17 protein-coding genes and 1 pseudogene are annotated in these 20058 nt (G+C 72.1%); 11 read left to right on the plus strand and 7 right to left on the minus strand.

Annotation, left to right across the window (positions count from 1 at the left end; all coding sequences use genetic code 11):
* Positions 1-7 precede the first annotated feature (7 nt).
* From ACIRQ9_RS05590 to ACIRQ9_RS05600, 3 genes are all read right to left on the minus strand, one after another.
* On the minus strand, positions 8-1108 hold the full coding sequence (locus ACIRQ9_RS05590) for a hypothetical protein (protein ID WP_404167408.1): 1101 nt from the start codon (positions 1106-1108) through the stop codon (positions 8-10).
* 191 nt (positions 1109-1299) lie between these two features.
* Complete coding sequence (locus tag ACIRQ9_RS05595) at positions 1300-1707, minus strand: hypothetical protein (RefSeq protein WP_404167410.1); 408 nt, start codon at positions 1705-1707, stop codon at positions 1300-1302.
* A gap of 84 nt (positions 1708-1791) precedes the next feature.
* Positions 1792-3003: a pyridoxal phosphate-dependent aminotransferase gene (locus ACIRQ9_RS05600; RefSeq protein ID WP_404167412.1), complete on the minus strand. Its 1212-nt coding sequence runs from the start codon at positions 3001-3003 to the stop codon at positions 1792-1794.
* 146 nt (positions 3004-3149) lie between these two features.
* Between ACIRQ9_RS05600 and ACIRQ9_RS05605 the strand changes: the two genes are divergently transcribed.
* Together ACIRQ9_RS05605 and ACIRQ9_RS05610 are read left to right on the plus strand one after the other, a co-directional pair.
* A complete protein-coding gene (locus ACIRQ9_RS05605; RefSeq protein WP_404167414.1) occupies positions 3150-3401 on the plus strand; it encodes a hypothetical protein in 252 nt (83 codons plus the stop codon).
* Positions 3402-3621: 220 nt separating this feature from the next.
* The gene (locus tag ACIRQ9_RS05610) at positions 3622-4473 is read left to right on the plus strand and encodes a serine protease (protein ID WP_404167416.1); all 852 of its coding nucleotides are present in this window, start codon (positions 3622-3624) and stop codon (positions 4471-4473) included.
* Here ACIRQ9_RS05610 and ACIRQ9_RS05615 read toward each other — a convergent pair.
* Together ACIRQ9_RS05615 and ACIRQ9_RS05620 are read right to left on the minus strand one after the other, a co-directional pair.
* The gene (locus ACIRQ9_RS05615; RefSeq protein ID WP_404167418.1) at positions 4463-6088 is read right to left on the minus strand and encodes an amidohydrolase family protein; all 1626 of its coding nucleotides are present in this window, start codon (positions 6086-6088) and stop codon (positions 4463-4465) included. The two genes, ACIRQ9_RS05610 and ACIRQ9_RS05615, sit on opposite strands and share 11 nt — an antisense overlap.
* A gap of 8 nt (positions 6089-6096) precedes the next feature.
* Positions 6097-7377, minus strand: a complete 1281-nt coding sequence (locus ACIRQ9_RS05620) for an amino acid deaminase (protein WP_404167420.1) — start codon at positions 7375-7377, stop codon at positions 6097-6099.
* Between the two features lie 199 nt (positions 7378-7576).
* Here ACIRQ9_RS05620 and ACIRQ9_RS05625 point away from each other — a divergent pair, with 199 nt between their 5' ends.
* From ACIRQ9_RS05625 to ACIRQ9_RS05645, 5 genes are all read left to right on the plus strand, one after another.
* Positions 7577-8689: a sugar kinase gene (locus tag ACIRQ9_RS05625; RefSeq protein WP_404167546.1), complete on the plus strand. Its 1113-nt coding sequence runs from the start codon at positions 7577-7579 to the stop codon at positions 8687-8689.
* Complete coding sequence (locus ACIRQ9_RS05630; protein ID WP_404167422.1) at positions 8686-9447, plus strand: IclR family transcriptional regulator; 762 nt, start codon at positions 8686-8688, stop codon at positions 9445-9447. Before ACIRQ9_RS05625 ends, ACIRQ9_RS05630 begins: the two co-directional genes overlap by 4 nt.
* A gap of 12 nt (positions 9448-9459) precedes the next feature.
* The gene (locus ACIRQ9_RS05635; protein ID WP_404167424.1) at positions 9460-9873 is read left to right on the plus strand and encodes a RidA family protein; all 414 of its coding nucleotides are present in this window, start codon (positions 9460-9462) and stop codon (positions 9871-9873) included.
* 122 nt (positions 9874-9995) lie between these two features.
* On the plus strand, positions 9996-11480 hold the full coding sequence (locus tag ACIRQ9_RS05640; RefSeq protein ID WP_404167426.1) for a GntP family permease: 1485 nt from the start codon (positions 9996-9998) through the stop codon (positions 11478-11480).
* Between the two features lie 64 nt (positions 11481-11544).
* Entirely contained in the window at positions 11545-12168 is a 624-nt protein-coding gene (locus ACIRQ9_RS05645) for a hypothetical protein (protein WP_404167428.1), read from the plus strand.
* Between the two features lie 38 nt (positions 12169-12206).
* On the opposite strand, the gene ACIRQ9_RS05650 is transcribed toward ACIRQ9_RS05645, so the two are convergent.
* Positions 12207-13556, minus strand: coding sequence for a M14 family metallopeptidase (locus ACIRQ9_RS05650; protein WP_404167430.1), 1350 nt, complete (start codon positions 13554-13556; stop codon positions 12207-12209).
* 477 nt (positions 13557-14033) lie between these two features.
* Between ACIRQ9_RS05650 and ACIRQ9_RS05655 the strand changes: the two are divergent.
* Positions 14034-14861 (plus strand): annotated as a pseudogene (locus tag ACIRQ9_RS05655) (MEDS domain-containing protein); the annotation flags it as partial.
* 129 nt (positions 14862-14990) lie between these two features.
* Here ACIRQ9_RS05655 and ACIRQ9_RS05660 read toward each other — a convergent pair.
* Positions 14991-16715, minus strand: a complete 1725-nt coding sequence (locus tag ACIRQ9_RS05660; protein WP_404167432.1) for a chitinase — start codon at positions 16713-16715, stop codon at positions 14991-14993.
* A gap of 202 nt (positions 16716-16917) precedes the next feature.
* Here ACIRQ9_RS05660 and ACIRQ9_RS05665 point away from each other — a divergent pair, with 202 nt between their 5' ends.
* From ACIRQ9_RS05665 to ACIRQ9_RS05675, 3 genes are all read left to right on the plus strand, one after another.
* Positions 16918-17850 carry a hypothetical protein gene (locus tag ACIRQ9_RS05665; RefSeq protein WP_404167434.1) on the plus strand — a complete coding sequence of 311 codons (933 nt, stop codon included), beginning with the start codon at positions 16918-16920 and terminating at the stop codon, positions 17848-17850.
* A 62-nt stretch (positions 17851-17912) separates the two neighbouring features.
* The gene (gene cpaB, locus ACIRQ9_RS05670) at positions 17913-18617 is read left to right on the plus strand and encodes a Flp pilus assembly protein CpaB (RefSeq protein WP_404167436.1); all 705 of its coding nucleotides are present in this window, start codon (positions 17913-17915) and stop codon (positions 18615-18617) included.
* Between the two features lie 12 nt (positions 18618-18629).
* Positions 18630-19892: a CpaE family protein gene (locus ACIRQ9_RS05675; protein WP_404167438.1), complete on the plus strand. Its 1263-nt coding sequence runs from the start codon at positions 18630-18632 to the stop codon at positions 19890-19892.
* Positions 19893-20058 lie beyond the last annotated feature (166 nt).

The following is a 20058-nucleotide window of genomic DNA, read 5'->3' on the forward strand; positions in this document are numbered from 1 at the left end:
CCCCCCGTCAGCCGCGCGCCCGGCGGGCCATCTCGTGCAGCACCGCGGAGGTGGGCACGGGCGCCTGCCGGACGCCGGTCAGTGTCTGGTTGAGGTACGCGGCCCGGTCGGCGGTGGCCGTGACGAACTCGGCGGAGTCGCCCTGGGGCCGGAAGCCGTGCTTCACGGCGAGCCTGCGCAGGGCCGGATCGGTGCTGAGGAGTTCGCCGAGTCCCCGGCCCGCGTCGTCCAGCGGCACGATCGTGTGGTCGCTGTTGACCGTGGTGTCCGGGTAGAGGACCACCAGGTCGTCGGCGCCGTGCTGTTCGGCGAGCAGCGAGACGACCTGCGACTCGTACAGGCACACCAGCGGGTTGCCGGCACCGCTGATGAAGTCCCGGAAGACCGAGTCGCTGCTCGGCTGCTGGGCGCCCTGCACGCTGACGAGCTGGTGCAGCAGCGGCGCCGTCCTCGTGATGTCGGCGTTCCCGGCCACCACCCGGCCGCCGTTGGCGACGTAGGAGGTGGCGGCGAGGTAGAGGGCGCCGGAGTTGGAGGTCTCCGGGTCGGTGCTGGTGATGTACAGCGTCCCGGTCAGCTCGCCGTGCGCCGTGGCGCCCTTGAGCTGCTGCCAGGTCCGGTCGTGCCGGACGGCGTCCAGGTAGGCGGTCATCCTCAGGGTGCCCTTGCCCTTGCCCTTGCCCTTGCCCTTGCCCTTGCCGTCGAGCACGGCCAGGCCGTTGGCCGCCAGCACGTCGGCGGCGCTGCGGTGGGCGACCACCACGAGCGGCGAGTAGAAGGGCCTCGGGAGCGGCTGGCGGGCGTGGTACTTCGCGGCCAGCTGGTCGGCGGGCGCCGAGCTGGAGGGGAACGCGAAGTCGTAGCCCTTCAGATCGAGGCCGTCCATGGCCCAGGAGCCCGACGCCTCCGTCCTCACGGTGTAGCCCTTGGCGGCGAGGGCCTTCACCACATCGGGATCGGCGAAGAAGTCCGACTTCTCCGAACCGATCACCCCACGCACGGTCTTCGTTGCCGTGCCCTTGTCGTCCCCTTGCCGGCCCGCGACGACGGCAGCCACCACGCCGCCGATCAGCAGCACCGCCAGGACGATTCCCGCGATACGTCTCACGTCCCGGAGCGTGCTCGCGGAACTCCACGTTCCTGGGCGACGGGGGTGAACGGGTGGTGAATCGGACGTCCCGGATCACCACGGCGGGGCGAGCGCCGGTCCGAGCCGCGGCGGGAGATGGGGCAACCCGGTCCGCGCGGGGTTAGGGGGCGCGCGGACCGGGGCCGTTCGAGGGGGCGGGGTGCCCGGGGTCAGGCGGTGACGGTGAGTCCGGTCGCCGCCGCGTGGGCGTCCATGCGCTCCGCCGCGAGGATCGCCGCCGCCGTGTCCGCCCGGGACGCGGCGACGACCAGCGCGCGGCCGGCCAGCGCGTGGGCGCGCTGGTGCAGGGGTGCGGGGCGCCCGACCGTGGCCGGCGACGCGCGGACCGGCGTACGTCCGCCCCGCAGCCGGGCCACCTGCTCGGCCAGCCGGGTCGCGGCGGCGTCGAGGTCCGTGGACGGCGTGAGGCCGCGCAGCTCGTCCGTGACGGCGAGCAGGGCCGCGAGATGTCCGGCGAGCTGGATGTCCAGCTCCTCCTCGCGCGTCCGGTGGGGGAAGTCGGAAGGCGTACCGGCCATCGTGCTGTGCACCGACTTGGTGCGGATCGGTTCGTACATGGGAGATGGCCTCCTGTGCTGTCAGGAAGCCATCCTAGCTTAGATCTCGTCTAAAGTTGACCCTGTTCACCGTCCGTGGACCGGCTACGGCTGCCCGTAGCCGTCCAGGAACCGGCCGATCCGGGTGATCGCGTCCCGCAGGTCGCCCACCGACGGCAGGGTCACCACCCGGAAGTGATCCGGCTCCGGCCAGTTGAAGCCGGTGCCCTGCACGACCATGATCTTCTCCTGCCGGAGCAGGTCCAGGACCATCTGCCGGTCGTCCTTGATCTTGAAGACCTGCGGGTCCAGGCGCGGGAAGAGGTAGAGGGCGCCCTTGGGCCGGACGCAGGTCACGCCCGGAATCCGGGTGAGCAGCTCGTAGGCGGTGTCCAGCTGCTCCTTCAGGCGGCCGCCGGGCAGCACCAGGTCGCCGATCGTCTGGCGTCCGCTGAGCGCGGCCACGACGCCGTGCTGGCCGGGCATGTTCGCGCACAGCCGCATGTTCGCCAGGATCGTCAGGCCCTCGATGTAGGAGTCGGCGTGCGCGCGCGGGCCGGAGATGGCCATCCAGCCGACCCGGTAACCGGCCACCCGGTAGGCCTTGGACATGCCGTTGAAGGTGAGCGTGAGCAGGTCCGGGGCGATCGCGGCGGTCGGGGTGTGGGTGGCGCCGTCGTAGAGGATCTTGTCGTAGATCTCGTCCGAGCAGACCAGGAGGTTGTGGCGGCGGGCGATGTCGGTCAGCCCGCGCAGCATCGCCTCGTCGTACACCGCGCCCGTCGGGTTGTTCGGGTTGATGATGACGATCGCCTTGGTGCGGTCGGTGACCTTGCGCTCGACGTCGGCGAGATCGGGCATCCAGTCGGACTGCTCGTCGCAGCGGTAGTGGACCGCGGTGCCGCCGGAGAGCGAGACGGCCGCCGTCCACAGCGGGTAGTCCGGTGCCGGTACGAGGACCTCGTCGCCGTCGTCCAGCAGGCCCTGCATCGCCATCACGATCAGCTCGGAGACGCCGTTGCCGATGTAGACGTGCTCGACGTCGGTCTCGATGCCGAGGGTCTGGTTGTGCATGACGACCGCGCGCCGGGCCGCCAGCAGGCCCTTGGCGTCGCCGTAGCCGTGCGCCGAGGAGACGTTGCGGAGGATGTCCTCCAGGATCTCCGGCGGGCAGTCGAAGCCGAAGGCGGCCGGGTTGCCGGTGTTGAGCTTGAGGATGCGGTGACCCGCCGCCTCTAGCCGCATCGCCTCCTCGAGAACCGGGCCCCGGATCTCGTAACAGACGTTGGCGAGCTTGGTCGACTGGATCACCTGCATGCCGGTGAGCTTACGGTGCGGTAACGCTCGTTGCGTCGTGTTTTCCACCACGTGAGACACGGAGCGTCGCGTGGGGGCTCCGACGGTTTGGCCTGTTATCGCCGGTAGCTGTTTCATCGGCCCCTTTCCTCCTGGAATCCGCGTCCATGCCGAGACCTGCCGACGAGGAGACCGGACCCGCCGGCCTCCACCACTCCGGGGGCGGACCGGCCCCCGCGTACGAGGAGTGGCCGTCCTTCCCGCATCGTCGCGAGCGTCCCGCCCGCTCCCGCCGTCTCCCGCGGCGCGGTCGCCCCGCCCGCGGTGACCCGGGCGTCGCCCACGCCGCCGGCCGGGAGCGGCTGGTCCTCGCGGCCGGGCGCGGGCACGGCGGGGGCGGCGGCCACCACCGCCGCTGAGCGCCGGGCCGTTTTCCGGCCAGGCCCCGTTCGCCGCGCGATCGGTACAACGAGCCGACCAGAAGCGGCGATTCACCGTCATCCCGGTCCAAGGGCCCCGGCAGTCCGGCCGGAAACTGCGTGGTGTCCCCTCATCCCGATGTGCTGAAAATGTGCATGACAAAAATGCGGGTGACCGGAAGATCTCCGGTCACCCTCGTCGTATAGAGGGGACCCCCACATGAACAAGCCTCTCGTCGCCGCGCTCGCCTCCCTGGCCATCACCGGGATGGGCGTGGCACCGGCGGTCGCCGCACCCGCGGCCAAGGCCGACGCGCGGCCGAAGGCGGCCGCCGCGGTGACCGTCACCTTCGCCGGCACCGTCTCGCTCAGCAACTGCTCCGGCTCCGTCATACGCTTCCCGAACTCCGCGGACACCGACCCGGCGCTCGTGCTCACCAACGGCCACTGCCTGGAGACCGGCTTCCCGGAGCCCGGCGAGGTCATCACCAACCAGTCCTCCAGCCGGACCTTCGGCCTGCTGAACTCCGCCGGCACCAAGGTCGCCACGCTCCGCGCCAACCGGGTCGTCTACTCGACGATGACCGACACGGACGTCACGATCTACCGCACCACCACCACGTACGCGGCGATCAAGAGCTCCTACGGCATCAGCCCGCTGACCGTCAGCAGCGCGCACCCCGTCGCCGGCACCGCCATCAAGGTCGTCTCCGGCTACTGGAAGACGATCTACAGCTGCAGCATCGACGGGTTCGTGTACCGCCTGAAGGAGGGCGACTGGACCTGGAAGGACTCGGTCCGCTACACCTCCGCCTGCGACACGATCGGCGGGACCTCGGGTTCGCCGGTGATCGACACCGCCACCGGCCAGGTCGTCGCCGTCAACAACACCGGCAACGAGGACGGGCAGCGCTGCACGGTCGACAACCCGTGCGAGGTGGACGCGAACGGCACCGTCACGGTCCGGCAGGGCATCAACTACGCGGAGGAGACGTACATCATCCCGGCGTGCTTCACGACGGGGAACGTGCTCAACCTGAACGCGAGCGGATGCACGCTGCCTAAGCCGTAGCGCCCTGAGGGGCCGCGTTGCGCACGGACCTGCCGGCCAGCACGTCCGTCCTGCGGCCGTCCTCCATCACGAACCGGCCGTCGATCAGGACGTGCGGGATGCCCGTCGGGAGCCTCCGGGGCTCCGCGAACGTGGATCCCGCCGCCACCGTCTCCGGATCGAAGAGCACGAGGTCGGCCCGGTGGCCCTCGCGGACGAGTCCGCGGTCCGGCAGGCGCAGCCGGGCCGCGGGACGGCCGGTGAGGTGGGCGACGCACTCCTCCAGGGACAGGACGCCCAACTCCCGTACGTAGTGGCCGAGGTAGTGCGGGAAGGTGCCGTAGGCGCGGGGGTGGGGCTTGCTGCCCTGGAGGATGCCGTCCGAGCCGCCGGTGTGGACGCGGTGCCGCATGATCGCGCGGACGTTCTCCTCGTGGCCGACGTGCTGGAGGATCGAAGGGGCCAGCCGGTCCGCCAGCAGCAGACGGCGGGCCGTGGTCCACGCCGGCTCGCCGCGCCGCCGCGCCGACTCCTGGACCGTACGGCCCACGAAGTCCGCCAGTGCCGGATCGGCCACGCCGGAGATCTCGATCGTGTCCCACTCGATGGGCACGCCGTGGCAGCCGTCCGAGCCGACCGACTCCAGGTGGTGGCGGATCCGCTCGGCCGTGTCCTCGTCCGCCAGCCGGGCCAGGACCGCGTCCGGGCCGCCCTCGCTCGCCCAGCTGGGCAGCATCGCCGCCAGGGTCGTGCTGCCCGGGGTGTACGGGTAGGTGTCCAGGGTGATGTCGGCGCCGTCCGCGAGGGCCTGGTCCAGCAGCGCCAGCAGCTCGGGCGCCCGGCCCCGGTTCACGCCGAAGTTCATGGTGGCGTGCGCCAGGTGCAGGGAGCAGCCCGCCTCCCGGGTCAGCGCCACCATCTCCCGGTACGCCTCCAGGGCGCCCGCGCCGTAGGAGCGGTGGTGCGGGCAGTAGTAGCCGCCGTAGGACGCCACCACCCGGCACAGCTCGGTCAGTTCGGTGTCCGGGGCGTACATGCCGGGCGTGTAGGTGAGACCTGAGGACATGCCGACCGCGCCCTCTTCCATGCCCTGGGCCACCAGCCGGCGCATCCGCTCCAGCTCGGCCTCGGTCGCGGCGCGGTCCTCCCAGCCGACGGCCAGCGCGCGGACCGTGCCCTGGGGGATCAGGTAGGCCGCGTTCACGGCGATGCCCCGGTCCAGCCGGTCCAGGTACTCGCCGACCGAGCGCCAGTCGAAGTCGATGTCGTCGCCGTGGCCGTTCCATCCGGTGATGGCCCGGCGCACCTCGGCGAGGGTGCGGTCGTCGACCGGGGCGTACGACAGCCCGTCCTGGCCCAGCACCTCCAGGGTGACCCCCTGCGCGGCCTTGGCGCTGTGGTCGGGGTCGCGCAGCAGCGCCAGGTCGCTGTGGGCGTGCATGTCGATGAAGCCGGGGGAGAGGACCAGGCCCTCGGCGTCCAGCTCGCGCACCGCGCGCGGACGCCCGCAGCCCGCCGCCGCGGCCTCCTTGACGACGGCGACGATCCGGCCGTCGTCGACGACCACGTCCGCCCGGTAGGAGGGCGCGCCGCTGCCGTCGACGACCTCGGCGTCCCGGATGACCAGATCCTCCACGACCCCTCCTAGAAGAACGTGCGGACGTAGTCGACGACTGTGCCGTCCGCCTCGGCGACCGGGATCAGCTGCCACTTGTCGAACGTCGTGCACGGGTGCGAAAGACCGAGGCCCACCCAGTCGCCGACCTGGAGGTCGGCCTCGGGGGTGGTGGCGAGCCAGGCGTGCTGGTCGGACAGGCCGGTGACCGTCACGCCGGTCGCCGGGCGCTCGGTGCCGTCCCGGCGGACCGCCCGTGCGGACGGGAGGTCCAGGTCGTAGGCCGCGTCCCGCTTGCCGGCGTTGGCGAAGGCCTGCTCCGCCGAGGGGCGGGAGACGATCTGCGCCCACAGCCGGAAGGCCGGCTCCAGCGCGCCCTCCTCGGGGACGCGGTTGAACGGGGTGACCTCGCGGTAGCGGCCCTCGTCGTGCGAGACGTAGGCGCCGGACCGCAGCAGCTTCAGCACCGGCAGGGAGAGCGCGGGGATGCCGGCGAAGACGTCGGCGACCGCGTCGAACCAGGCGCTGCCGCCCGCGCTCACCACGATCTCGTCGGTGCCGGCGAAGTGTCCGGCCGCGTCGAGGCCGACGGCGAGCCCGACGAGCCGGCGCAGGTAGGCGCGCACCCGGTCGGGGTCGGCCCGCGGGACCTCGCCCTCGTACCCGGCGACGCCGACCAGCCGCAGCGTCTGCGCCGCGGCCACCGCGTCCGCGACCGCCACGCACTCCGCCTCGGTGCGGACGCCGGTCCTCGCGCCCTCTCCCGCGGCCAGCTCCACGACGACGTCGACCGGCCGGGAGCCGGTCCCCTTCAGCGCCGCGTCCATCAGCTCCGCTCCGCGCACGGAGTCGACGTAGCAGACGAAGCGGAACTCCGCGTCGCGCTCCAGCTCGGCGGCGATCCAGCGCAGCGCCGGGGCGTCCACCAGCTCGTTCGCGAGGAAGATCCGGCGGATGCCGAAGGCGCGGGCCACCCGTACCTGGTGCGGGACGGCGAGCGTGATGCCCCAGGCGCCGTGCTCGATCTGGCGCCGGAAGAGCTGCGGTGCCATGGAGGTCTTGCCGTGCGGGGCGAAGACCAGGCCGTGCCGTGCGGTGTACGTCTGCATCAGCGCGAGGTTGTGCTCCAGGCGCTCCGCGGAGAGGGCCAGCACGGGCGTGGCGAAGCCGTCCGTGAAGAGGTTGCGGCGCTGAGCGGTCAGCTCGCCGACGGTCAGGCCGTCGGCGTCCGGCGGGAGGCCCTTGAAGCGGTGGTCGACGCGTTCCTCGGCGAGTCGGGCGAGCGCGTCGGTGCCGGTGTCGAAGGACACGGAGCCTCCCTGATCCAGTCGGTTGCATCCTCTGCAACGTCCATTGCGTATATCGCGTAACGCTGTCTAACATCCACGCCAACGCCGGGTCAATGGAGCCCGCAGCGACCCGCTACGACGAGGAGCCAGGACCATCGTGAAGGCCACGGACCCCGTGGACGCCGCTGACGTCGTGGACGTCGTCGCGCTCGGCGAGTCCATGGTCACGTTCCTGCCCACCCGGCCGGGACGCCTCGCCGACGTGCCGTCCTTCGCCCGTGCGATCGGCGGCGCGGAGTCCAACGTGGCGTGCGCGCTGGCCGCCGCCGGCCACGCCGTGCGATGGGTCAGCCGGGCCGGCACGGACGGGTTCGGCGACCACCTGGTCGAGACGGTGGCCTCCTACGGCGTCGACGTCCGGCACGTGGAACGGGATCCGGCGCGGCCGACCGGGGTGTACTTCCGCACCGCGGGGGACCGGGCGACGGACGCGCACGAGGTCGCCTATTACCGGGCCGGTTCGGCCGCGTCCGCGATGTCCGCGCGGACGGTGGACCTGGCCGCCGTACGGGCGGGGCGGGTGCTGCACCTGTCCGGGATCACGGCCGCGCTGTCCGGCGGCTGCCTGGACCTGCTGCGGGAGCTGACGGCTGCCGCCGAGGACCGGCCGGTGCTGTCCTTCGACGTCAACTACCGGCGCGGACTGTGGGGTTCGGGCGAGGGACCGGAGGTGCTGCTGGAACTGGCGCGCCGCGCCGACCTCGTGTTCGTGGGGGAGGACGAGGCGGAGGAGGCGTGGGGGGTGACGGGCGGGCCCGAGGCGGTCCGCGCGCTGCTGCCGGAGCCGGCGGTGCTGGTCGTCAAGCAAGGTGCGGCAGGAGCCACGGCGTTCGTGCCGGGTGCGGGTGCGGGTGGGGGTGCGGGTGCCAGTGCCGCTGCCGGTGGGTGGGGGCTGCTCGCGCAGTTCCCGGCGCCCCTCGCGGGGCGTGGCGGCAGCGTGCCGGCGCCAGTGCGTGAAACCGGCGAGTCCTCCTCGGGGACCTTCGAACCCGCCCCCGTCGTCGACGTCGTCGCGCCCGTCGGTGCGGGGGACGCCTTCGCCGCCGGGTTCCTCTCCGGGACCCTGCGCGGCCTGCCGCTGCGGCGGACCCTGCGGCTCGGCCACCTCTTCGCCGCCGCCGCCCTGACCACCTCCGCCGACCTCGCCGCGCCGCCCGCCCGCGACACCGCCGACCGGCTGACCGCCCTGGACGCCGGCCGGTGGGAGAGACTTCGACTCGGCCCCGGCTGGACCGAAGCCGACCCGGCCGAAGAGGAGGTACGCACCCCATGAGCCAGACCGTCGACCGCGCGCTCAGCATCCTGCCGCTGCTCGCCGAGGGGCCCGCCGACCTCGGCCGGGTCGCCGAGCGCCTCGGCGTCCACAAGTCGACCGCGCTGCGGCTGCTGCGCACCCTCCACGAACACGGGCTCGTCTACCGCCAGTCCGACCAGCGCTACCGCCTGGGCGCCCGGCTCTTCGCGCTCGCCCAGGAGGCCATGGAGAACCTCGACATCCGCGAGATCGCCCACCCCCACCTGGCCCGGCTCAACGAGGCCTGCGGGCACACCGTGCACCTCGCCGTGTTCGAGGAGGGCGAGGTCCTCTACATCGACAAGGTCGAGAGCCGCTACCCGGTGCGCATGTACTCGCGGATCGGCAAACCGGTGGCCATCACCGTCGCCGCCGTCGCCAAGCTGCTCCTGGCCGACCTGCCCGAGCCCGAGCGGCGGGCCCTCGCCGAGAAGCTCGACTACCCCATGTACACGGCCCGTTCGACACCGAACGCGGAGGCCTTCCGCAAGGAGCTGGCCAAGGTGCGCGAACAGGGCTGGGCCACCGACCTCGGTGGCCACGAGGAGTCCATCAACTGCGTCGCGGCCCCCATCCGCGGCGCCGACGGCCGGGTCGTCGCCGCGATGTCGGTCTCCGCGCCCAACGTCGTCGTCACCGCCGACGAACTCCTCACCCTGCTCCCGCAGGTGCGCCGTACCGCGGACGCCGTCAGCGGCGAGTACTCAGGCAGAACCCCGATCAAGGAAGCACCCTAAGGAAGCCCCCTGATGACCGAGAAGACCGCCCTCACCCCCACGACCCACACCACCCCGCCCGCCAAGTTCTCGCACGGCGTGCGCAAGGGCAACATCCTCCAGGTCGCCGGCCAGGTCGGCTTCCTGCCCGCCGAGGAGGGCAAGCCCCCGACCCCGGCCGGCCCGACGCTGCGCGAGCAGACCCTCCAGACCCTCGCCAACGTCAAGGCGATCCTGGAGGAGGGCGGCGCCTCCTGGGACGACGTGATGATGATCCGCGTCTACCTGACGGACGTCGACCACTTCGCCGAGATGAACGGCATCTACAACACCTACTTCGAGGAGCAGGGCCTCACCGCTCCGCCCGCCGCCCGCACGACGGTCTACGTCGGGCTGCCCGCCGGCCTCCTCATCGAGATCGACGCCCTCGCCGTCCTCGACGCCTGACCTCCCTCTCGTCACCCGCACCCCCCGCACACCGCACGCCGGTCACGGTACGGCGCCGCCCCGGGCGCCGTACCGCGATCCCCCCTGCCCGAAAGCACGATGTTCCCCAGAAGAGGACCCCCATGTCGTCCCTGCCTCTCGCCGCTCCCGCACCGGCACCGGCCGCTCCACCCCACACCGGAGGCCTGCTCCTCCTGCTCGACGGCACCGCCGGTCTGCTGACCGTCGCCGCCATCGGCATCGCCCTGCTGCTCTTCCTCATCATCAAGGCGCGGCTGCAGCCCTTCGTCGCCCTGCTCACCGTCTCCATAGCCGTCGGCCTGCTGGCCGGTCTCTCGGTCACCGAACTCTTCGGCACCGTGCAGCGTTCGGACGCCGTCTCCACCATCGAGTCCGGCATGGGCGGCATCCTCGGCCACGTCGCGATCATCATCGGCCTGGGCACCATGCTCGGCGCGATCCTCGAAGTCAGCGGCGGGGCGGAGGTACTGGCGGGACGGCTCCTCGGCTTCTTCGGGGAGAAGCGGGCGCCCCTCGCCATGGGCCTGACCGGACTCGTCTTCGGCATCCCGGTCTTCTTCGACGTCGGCATCTTCGTGCTGGCCCCGCTCGTCTACGCGGCCGCCAAGCGCGGCGGCAGGTCGATCCTGCTGTACTGCCTCCCGCTGCTCGCCGGTCTCTCCATGACCCACGCGTTCCTGCCCCCGCACCCCGGCCCGGTGGCCGCCGCCGCGCTGCTCCACGTCGACCTCGGCTGGGTCATCCTCATGGGCGTCGTCTGCGGCATCCCGGCGGTGCTGGCCGCCTGGGCGTACTCGGCCTGGATCGGCCGGCGGATCTTCGTCGCCGTGCCGCAGGACATGGTCGAGGCGGCCGACGAGGCCAGGCAGGCCGTGCTGGCCGAGCAGCGGGCGTCCGGCGTCGAGCCGCGGGAGAAGCCCGTCGCGCTCGGCACGGTCCTCGCCATCATCGGTACGCCCCTGGTGCTGATCCTCGCCGCGACCTTCTCCTCCATCGCCCTCGACCCCTCCACCGGGCGCTCGGTGATCGAGTTCTTCGGTACGCCGATGGTCGCCCTCACCCTCGCGCTGGTGCTCGCCTACTACCTGCTCGGCATCCGGCGCGGCTGGTCCCGCAAGTCCCTGGAGGCGGTGTCCACCGCGTCCCTCAAGCCGGTCGGCAACATCCTGCTGGTGGTCGGCGCCGGCGGGATCTTCGGCGCCGTGCTGAAGGCGAGCGGGGTCGCCCAGGCCCTGTCCGACACCTTCCACGGCGTGGGCCTGCCGGTGATCGTGCTCTCCTACCTGATCTCCGTGGTGCTGCGGGTCGCGCAGGGCTCGGCGACGGTGGCGATCGTGACCACGGCCGGCATCGTCGCCCCGCTGCTGAGCGAGGGTCACCACTCCCAGGCCTTCGTCGCCCTGGTCATCATGGCGGTGTCGGCGGGCTCCATCTTCGCCTCGCACGTCAACGACGGCGGATTCTGGATGGTCGCCAAGTACTTCGGCATCAGCGAGCGCGACACGCTGAAGACCTGGACCGTGCTGGAGACGGTTCTCTCGGTGGCCGGGTTCGCGGTCGCGGCGGTGCTCAGCCTCTTCGTGTAGGCGTCTGATAACGAAGTCGGGGCTGGCTGTGTCCGGCACAGGTTCTTGGACCATACTGCCCGCTGTGGAGCAGCGCATAGGAGCCAACAGCCAGCCCCTGGAAGGCGCCGGATTCGACCCGGCCTTCATCCCCGGGCTCACCTCGCCCGTGTCCGCCGGTCCGGCGGACGCCGAGGCGCGGGCCGCCGGTGCGGAGGAGGCCGGGGCCGTGCAGGACACGGCCCGACCGGCGTCCGCGAGCGGTGACGAGGTCACGACGGACGGCGCCACGGCGGACGAGGACGACGCGGAGGCGGCCGCCGGCGGTCCCCGCTTCGAGGCCTCCGACCGGCGCGCCCGGATAGTGGCCGACCGCCAGGGCGTGCGCCTCGCCCTCGACGAGGAGAACTGCGAGTTCCGCTGGGACGAGATCGGCGCGATCGAGACCGAGACACCGCGCTTCGGGAAGCGGTTCACGATCACCGTCCACACGCCGGAGCGCCGCTGGTACCCCATCGAGATCGAGGCGACGTCCCGCTCCCGCTTCAAGGAGTGGGAGGACGACCTGGACGCCGTCCTGGACGCGTACTTCGAGGACGGCGAGGAAAAGGCGGACGCCCCGGAGCCGGAGGAGAAGACCGAGGCCGAGGCCGGGGCCGAGGCCGAGGCCGGAGTCCGGGCCGAGGACCAGGTCCCCGACGAGAAGTAGTCCGGCGCGGGCGGCCCCGGCCCCGGGTCCGTGGCCGCCTAGCCGCAGTACTGGGCTTCCTTCCCGATCGACCGGTACATGCAGTCCGCGTTCTCCAGCAGCTGGAACACCGCGTCCCGGTTCCTGGAGGTCTCCCGTTCGATCACCTCGTCGGGCGGATAGAACCCGCCCGACGAACTGGACGTCGGATACATCTCGAACGTGAAGTCGAAGATCTTCTGGGTGCCCCAGAGATAGTCGTCGATCGACCCGTCCGTGATGTACAGATCGCTGGACTGCTCCGGCGTGTAGCCGTTGCTGGCCGCCATCTTGCGCCCCACGGCCTTGAAGGCGGCCGCGTCGTCCGCGGTCATCCCGGTCGCGGTGTCGGCGGTCGTGTACCCGTAGGGCCACAGCACCAGTTCGCTGTACGTGTGGAAGTCGATCCCGGCCTTGATCTGCTGCTTGCCGCCGACGACCCGGCCGCGCACGAAGTCGGCGACGACCTTCACCTCGGGCGCCGACTCGGCGGCCGCGCCCCGGTAGGTCTCCGCGGACGCGCTGCCCGAGGACCCGCCGCAGCAGCCCCACTTGTGGTTCCAGTTCCGGTTCAGGTCCGTACCCACGTACGAGGAGCCGGAGTTGGGCTGCCGGTTCTTGCGCCAGGACCGGTAGGAGCCGGTGGCGATGTCGTACTCGCCGCCGTCCGGGTTGAGGTCCGGCACGATCCAGATCTCCCGGCTGTCGACGATGTTCCGCACCCGCGAGTCGGTCGCGTATCCCGCGCCCAGCTCGCGCAGCAGGTACAGCGCCATCTCCACCGTGAGGTGCTCGCGCGCGTGCTGGTGGAAGGTGAGGAGGACCTCGGGTTCGTTCTCGTCCGTCGCCACGTTGTCGCTGACCTTGACCGCGACGATGTCCCGGCCCTGGTACGACCTGCCGATCACCCGTTTGCTCATGATGTCCGGGTAGGCGGCGAGACGCTGGTCGATCTCGGCGTTCGCCTCCGCGTAGTTGTGGTACTTCGCGTCGGCCGTCGGGAAGTCGAACAGGCGCAGTCCGTCGGCGGCGGTGGACCGGTCGGGGGCCGCGCCGAGCGGGGTGACCTCGTAGCCGAGGCGCTTCAACGCGGCGATCTGCGAGGCCCGTCCGGAGACGACCACCGTCTCCTCGTCGGCCTCGTCCACGGTGACGCCGGTCCGTTGGATGGCGGCGCGGGTCACGGGGGTGGTGCTCCGGTGGATCTCGTACTGCCGGACGTCGTCGGCGGAGGACGGCGCCGGGCGCGCGCCGGCCGCGGCCGCGTGGCCGCCCGCCGCCGAGACGGGGGCCGCGAGGGCGAGGGCCAGCAGGGTGCCGAGTACGGCGGTCCGGCCGCGGCTGCCGGAGCCGCGCATGCGAAGTCGCATGAAGTCTCCTGGGGGAGGTGGGGGTGGTTCAGTGCGACGTATCTGTGCAGTTGTCGTGCGGACGCTGTGCGGGTGCCGCTCATCGTCCAAGGAATGGCATGAACAGGTCAAGATGGTAAAACCGGCCGTGGGAACGGGCCGCGCCGAAAAGCCGCGCAGTGTACGCCTTTACCCCTGACCGCAGGAGACCCCCACCGAAGTGCACCCGCCCGCGTGACACCCGGGTGTGTGTCACCCGTCCGGCGGGAGACCGTGGACACACGGACGGACGCACGGCCGGGCCGGGGCCGGCCGGTCGCGGGCGGACCTGCGCGGTGCCGGGGCCGGGCCGCGGCACCCCGCTCGCCGCCGGGCGCCGCCCGGCGCTGACGCACAGGAGACCCGATGAGCACCAGCACGAGCGCCCGCACCGGCGCGGGCCAGGGGCGCTTCGACCACCGGATGGCCGTGTACGGCTAGCACGACGCGTTCGTCGCCGCCGCGCTGCCCTTCCTCGCCGAGGGCCTCGCCGCCGCCGGTGAGCCCCCGCCGGTCGCGATCGCCGCCCCCGGGCCGCTCGCCGCCCTGCGGGACGCGCTCGGTCCTGACGCGAAGGAGGTCGGGTTCGTCGACCACACCGACTGGTACACCGGGACCGCCGCCAACGCCGTGGCGCAGGCGGCCGGATTCCTCGCCGCGCACGCCGGACCCGGGGGCCGCATCCACCTCGTCATGGAGCCCGACTGGGCGGGCCGGGCCGGGCGTTCGGCGCGCGAGAGCGCCGAGTGGATCCGCTACGAGTCGCTCGCCAACCTGCTGTTCGCGCCGTTCGCCACCACCGTCCTGTGCGCGTACGACACCCGGACGGCGGGCCCGGCCCTCGTGGACGCGGCCCGCCGCGCCCACCCGGGCAGCGGGGTGTACGAACAGCCGTCGGTCCTGGTGCGCGAGCTGGACGCCGTACCGCTGGCGCCGCCGCCGGGGACGGTCGTCCGGCTGGCGGCCGCGGAGTCGGTGGCCGCCTGGTCGGCGGCACAGGGGCTGGCGGCCGAGGAGGCGGAGCTGTTCGCGCGGGCCGTCGCGGCGGCCGCCGCCGCCCACGGGCCGGTCGTCGACTTCGTCGCCTGGGGCGAGGCGCCCGCGTGCGTGTGCGAACTGCGGCTGTGCCGGGCCGTCGCCGACCCGCTCGCCGGGTTCGTGCCGCCGGCCGACGCCGAGCCGGAGCCCGGCCACGGACTGTGGTTCACCCGGCAGGTGTGCGCGTACGTCGACGTGCGGGACGGCGCGGCCGGGGACGGGGCGAGGATCAGGATCCAGTACGGGTGAGCGGAGCGCGCCGTGCGGGCCGCGGCGATGGGGGGCGTCGCGGCCCGCGGGCGGGGACGGGAGCGGCGTGGTGGGGTCCCGTCCCCGACGGGGCCGCACACCGGTGCGGCCCCGCGCCTGTCCGGGGTGCTACGGCAGTGCGTGGACGTGCGCACCGACCGAGTTGGACCAGGCGTTGCCCGAGGACGCGTCCCAGTTCGTCGACCAGGTCATCGCGCCGCGCAGGTCGGGATAGGCCTTCGACGGCTTGAAGGAGCCGCAGTTGGTGAGCTTGGTCAGACAGTCCAGGGCGTTGTTGACCACCGTGGGCGAGACGTAGCCGCCGCCCGCCGCGCTGGTCGACGCCGGCAGGCCCAGACCCACCTGGGAGGGGCTGAGCCCGCCCTGGAGCTGGATGCAGGCCAGCGCGGTGAGGAAGTCCACCGAGCCCTGGCTGTACACCTTGCCGTCGCAGCCCAGCATGGAACCGCTGTTGTAGTACTGCATGTTGACGACCGTGAGGATGTCCTTGACGTTCAGGGCCGTCTGGAAGTACCCGTTGGACGTCGACTGCATGTCGATCGTCTGCGGGGCCATCGTGATGATCAGCGACGAGCCGGCCTTGGACGACAGCGAGCGCAGCGCCTGCGACATGTAGGTCGCGTTGATGCCGTTCTCCAGGTCGATGTCCACGCCGTCGAAGCCGTACGTCTGCATGAGCGAGTAGACGGAGTTGGCGAAGTTCGTCGCGGACGACGAGTCGCTCACCGAGATGGTGCCGTTCTGGCCGCCGATCGAGATGACGACCTTCTTGCCGGCCGCCTGCTTCGCCTTGATGTCGGCCTTGAACTGGTCGGCCGAGTACCCGCCGAGCCCGGCCGAGTCGAGGGTGAAGCTGACCGCGCCCGGCGTACCGGTCGCGTCCGCGAAGGCGACGGCGATGATGTCGTAGGAGGAGGGCACGTCGGAGATCTTCTGCACGGTCGCGCCGTTGTTGAAGTTCTGCCAGTAGCCCGTCACCGCGTGCTTGGGCAGCGTGCCGCCGCCGTTGCCGCCGGAGGCGGTCGTGGTCGCCGTCACCGCCGACGACTTGCCGGACTCGCCCGCCGAGTTGGTCGCGGTGACCTGGAAGGAGTACGACGTCGAGGCGGCCAGGCCGGTGACGGTGGCCGAGGCGCCGGACACCGCGGTGACCTTGGTGCCGTTGCGGTAGACGTTGTAACCGGTCGCGCCCGACACCGCGTTCCACGCCAGCGACGCGGAGGACGAGGTGGTGCCGGAGACGGTGAGGCCGCCCGGGGTCGCCGGGACGGTCGGCGCCGGGTCGGTCCCGCCGCCGCCGTCGGGGCCGAAGACCGAGACGTCGTCGGCGTAGTAGGCGGCCTGGCCGTACCAGCCGTGCGTCCAGACCGTCACCGAGGTGGTCGAGGCGCCGGTGGTGAAGGTCGTCGACAGCTGCGTCCAGGACGTGTTCGGGGTCCAGGTCGACACGTCCGTGGTGCCGGTGCCGGTGACGCCGAGGTAGGTGTAGGAACCCTGGACCCACGCGCTCAGCGTGTAGGTGGAGTTGGCCTTCACCGCCACCGTCTGGCTGCACTGGGCGTAGTCCTGCCCGGCCGGGGTCGCCTTCAGGGCGGCGGCGCCGGAGTGGACGGGGGAGGAGACGGTCGTGCCGCTGGCCGCGGAGCAGGTCCAGTTGGCGAGGGCCGACTCGAAGCCGGCGTTCTTCACGTTGTTGACGTCCGCCGCGGCGGCCGGGGAGGAGGCCAGGCCTGCCATCGCGAGTGCCGTGGCGAGCGCGGCCACGGCCGACCAGGTTCGGATACCTCGCTGTCCGGCATGCCGGGACACGAGTCGGGGGATGAGTCTGGGCATGACAATCAAGGTGGTCCAGACCAATTCACGTGTCAATAGGTCCAGACCAAATTCCGTGCGAGCGCTGACCGGATCAGACCCCGGACATATGCTCAACCTGTCCCGATTTGGCGCACCTTGTATGGTCACGGATCCCAGACAGCTGGACAAACGCTGTTCTCCGGCCACAGAGGCGTGGTTACAGTGCTGAGGTAGTCACGCAATGAAGTCGTCCCGGCTCATTGGAGTAACACCGGTGGGCCGCCGGGGTGTGAAGAGCGGGGAGCTGCGCGTGCCAACTGCCATTGCCGTGACCAGCGCCGACATGGCGCTGCCGGTGCAGGACGAGCGGACCGTGCCCGCGGTCGTGCTCCGGGACCTGGACAAGCGGCCCCTGGACCAGACCCTCGCCGAGTTCACGGGTCTCCTCGAACAGCACGGACACGTGATCGTCGTCTGCTCCGCCGCCGTACCCGACGCCGTCACGCGACGCCTGCACACCCTGCGCGGCCTGCTGGAGAGCGACCGGATCGCCCTGTTCCGCCCCGACCTGCCGCCCCTCGGCATCGCCGTGCTCGCCAGGCAGCTGCGGCAGCTGGCCTCCTGCGACCTCAGCCCCGGCGTCCTCGCCTCGGCCGGCCGGCTGCTCACCCACTACATCCACTCCGGCGCCGTCCTCGGCTCGGTCACCAAACTCGACCGGGTCCCGGTCACCCTCAAGGCGCACGCCAAGTCCTGGATGCCCGGCACCCAGTTCGCCGTCGTCGCCCATCCCGTGCCGCAACTGGTCCGGGTCGGCCCGGACACGACCCTGACCGGACCCGAGTTCAGCACCTGGATGCTGGTCGCCCGCGGCCAGCTGCAGACCGAGTGGGTCGGCGGCCTCGCCAAGTCCTGGGGCGCGTACGGGCTGCGCGAGACACCGCTGCCGGCCGAGTCCTCCCTCTGGTGGGGCACCGGCCGGATGATCGAGTTCACCAGCTACCTCGCCGACCTGTCGGTCCTCTACCAACTGGTCACCTCGGTCCGGCAGACCAGCTGCCACTGGTGCGGCATCGACGTCATCGGCGACCGCTGCGTCTTCTGCTCCGCCACCCCGCCCGACTACGACCCGCCGCCGCACCGCGCGCTGGAACGACGGACGACGCCCGCCTGACCCGCACCACCCACCGATCCGGTCCCCCACTTCCCCGCTTCCCCGATGAGGTCGCACGGTCCATGAACTCCCGTCAGCGCCGCGGCGTGATACTCCTGATCCTGTCGGTGATCTGCGCGCTCGGCGCGTTCGCCGGCGTGCTCTCGGTCATCGACAACGCGAAGTCCGAGGTCGGCCCCAAGGTCACCGCCTACAAGGTCCGGTCCGACGTCAAGCCGTACACCACCCTGAGCGCCGACCAGTTCCAGAAGGTCGAGATGCCCGAGCGGTGGCTGTCCGCCAACGCCGTCACGAGCCTCGCCGCGCTCCAGGGCAAGATCGCGGTCACCACGCTGAAGAAGGGCTCCCTGCTCCAGTCCGACATGATCGTGGACCAGCCCGCGCTCAAGGCCGGCGAGCAGGAGGTCGCGATCATGATCGACGCGGCCACCGGAGTGGCCGGCAAGATCACCCCGGGCTCGCTGGTCAACGTCTACGCCACCTTCCAGGGCAAACAGCAGAGCGACCCCGACCAGTCGAAGATCGTCGTGACCAACGCCCGGGTCCTGGACGTCGGCGCGCAGCTCAGCTACGTCGACCCGGACAACCGGAACCAGCAGCCCAGCGACGCCGTCCCCATCACCTTCGCGCTGTCCACGCTCGACGCCCAGCGCCTCACCTACGCGGAGTCCTTCGCCCAGCGGGTCCGGCTCGCCCTGGTCGCGCCCGGCACGACCACCACGGTGCCGGACAAGGACCGCACCTACGAACTCGCGACGGACAAGTGAGAGGCGCCTCGCATGCCCATCAGGATCCTCCCCGCCGTCGGTGACGTGGACGCCGCCCGCTCCCTCATGTCCCTGCTCAGCCAGCTGCCGGACTGCGAACCGCTGCCGCCCGTCGTCGACTCCACCCAACTGGTCGACACCCTGGCCCGGTTCGCCTCCGAGTCCGTCGACGAACTCCCCGAGGTCGTCGTCGTCCACGAACGCATCGGGCCGGTCCCGGCGCTGGAACTGATCCGCGAGGTCGCCCTGCGCTTCCCGGCGGTCGGCGTCGTCCTCGTCACCACCGACACCAGCCCCGGCCTGTTCGCCGCCGCGATGGACTCCGGCGCCCGCGGCCTGGTCGGGCTCCCGATGAGCTACGAGGAACTGGCCGGCCGCGTCCAGGCGGTCGCCCAGTGGTCCACCGGCGTACGGCGCCATCTCGGCCACGGCGCCGACGCGTTCGCCGGCGTCGGCGGGACCGTCGTCACCGTCAGCGGAGCCAAGGGCGGCACCGGCGCGACCCTGGTGGCGATCCAGGTCGCCCTCGCCGCCCAGGCCTCCGGTCACTCCACCGCCCTGGTCGACCTCGACCTCCAGACCGGGGACGTCGCCTCCTACCTGGACGTCCAGTTCCGCCGCTCGGTCGCCGACCTGGCCGCGGTGGGCGACATCTCGCCCCGGGTCATGGCCGAGGCCGTCTTCCGGCACGACTCCGGTCTCGCCCTGCTCCTCGCGCCGGCCGAGGGCGAACGCGGCGAGGAGGTCACCGACCGGGCCGCCCGCCAGATCCTCAGCGCCCTGCGCTCCCGCTACGAGATCGTGGTCGTCGACTGCGGCGCCCAGCTCGGCGGCGCGGGCGCGGCGGCCGTGGAGACCGCCGACCTGGCCCTCCTGGTCACCACCCCCGACGTGGTCGCCGTACGCGCCGCCAAACGGACGGTGCGCATGTGGGACCGGCTGCAGATCCGCAAGGCGGAGGAGACCACGGTGGTCGTCAACCGGCACACCAGGGGTACGGAGATCCAGCCGGCGCTGATCCAGCGGATCACCGGCACCGCGCTGGCCGGGACGGCGATCCCCGCCAACTTCAAGGAACTCCAGGGCGCGGTCGACGCGGGCCGCATGCACGAACTGGACGCCCGGAGCACGGTGAAGCAGGCGCTGTGGGCCCTGGCGGGGGAGCTGGGCCTGGTCCGCACGGCGGAGGGCACGGTGCCGCGCCGGACCGCGGCCCGCGCCCGCGGCGGGGAGCGGGCGGCGGTCGGATTCCGGCGACGGAAGGAGCTGCCGTGAGGATGCGCGGGGCGGGCCGTGGGGCGGGTGCGGATGCGGGCGGTGGCGGGGCGGGTGCGGCGCCGCTGTGGCCGGTCGCGCAGTTCCCCGCGCCCCTTGGGTACGTTTCGCCGCGGCGAGTCCGTCCAGGGCGCCCCGGGAACGCGCCCCTCAGGGGCGCGCGGAA

This window comes from Streptomyces sp. NPDC101237, from assembly GCF_044767465.1.
GTDB lineage: Bacteria > Actinomycetota > Actinomycetes > Streptomycetales > Streptomycetaceae > Streptomyces > Streptomyces gramineus.

Coding starts and splice junctions, on each gene's coding strand:
- ACIRQ9_RS05595 (WP_404167410.1), bottom strand. CDS start 1,707: ATGTACGAACCGATCCGCACCAAGTCGGTGCACAGCACGATGGCCGGT.
- ACIRQ9_RS05600 (WP_404167412.1), bottom strand. CDS start 3,003: ATGCAGGTGATCCAGTCGACCAAGCTCGCCAACGTCTGTTACGAGATC.
- ACIRQ9_RS05605 (WP_404167414.1), top strand. CDS start 3,150: ATGCCGAGACCTGCCGACGAGGAGACCGGACCCGCCGGCCTCCACCAC.
- ACIRQ9_RS05610 (WP_404167416.1), top strand. CDS start 3,622: ATGAACAAGCCTCTCGTCGCCGCGCTCGCCTCCCTGGCCATCACCGGG.
- ACIRQ9_RS05625 (WP_404167546.1), top strand. CDS start 7,577: ATGGTCACGTTCCTGCCCACCCGGCCGGGACGCCTCGCCGACGTGCCG.
- ACIRQ9_RS05630 (WP_404167422.1), top strand. CDS start 8,686: ATGAGCCAGACCGTCGACCGCGCGCTCAGCATCCTGCCGCTGCTCGCC.
- ACIRQ9_RS05635 (WP_404167424.1), top strand. CDS start 9,460: ATGACCGAGAAGACCGCCCTCACCCCCACGACCCACACCACCCCGCCC.
- ACIRQ9_RS05640 (WP_404167426.1), top strand. CDS start 9,996: ATGTCGTCCCTGCCTCTCGCCGCTCCCGCACCGGCACCGGCCGCTCCA.
- ACIRQ9_RS05650 (WP_404167430.1), bottom strand. CDS start 13,556: ATGCGACTTCGCATGCGCGGCTCCGGCAGCCGCGGCCGGACCGCCGTA.
- ACIRQ9_RS05660 (WP_404167432.1), bottom strand. CDS start 16,715: ATGCCCAGACTCATCCCCCGACTCGTGTCCCGGCATGCCGGACAGCGA.
- ACIRQ9_RS05665 (WP_404167434.1), top strand. CDS start 16,918: ATGAAGTCGTCCCGGCTCATTGGAGTAACACCGGTGGGCCGCCGGGGT.
- cpaB (WP_404167436.1), top strand. CDS start 17,913: ATGAACTCCCGTCAGCGCCGCGGCGTGATACTCCTGATCCTGTCGGTG.
- ACIRQ9_RS05675 (WP_404167438.1), top strand. CDS start 18,630: ATGCCCATCAGGATCCTCCCCGCCGTCGGTGACGTGGACGCCGCCCGC.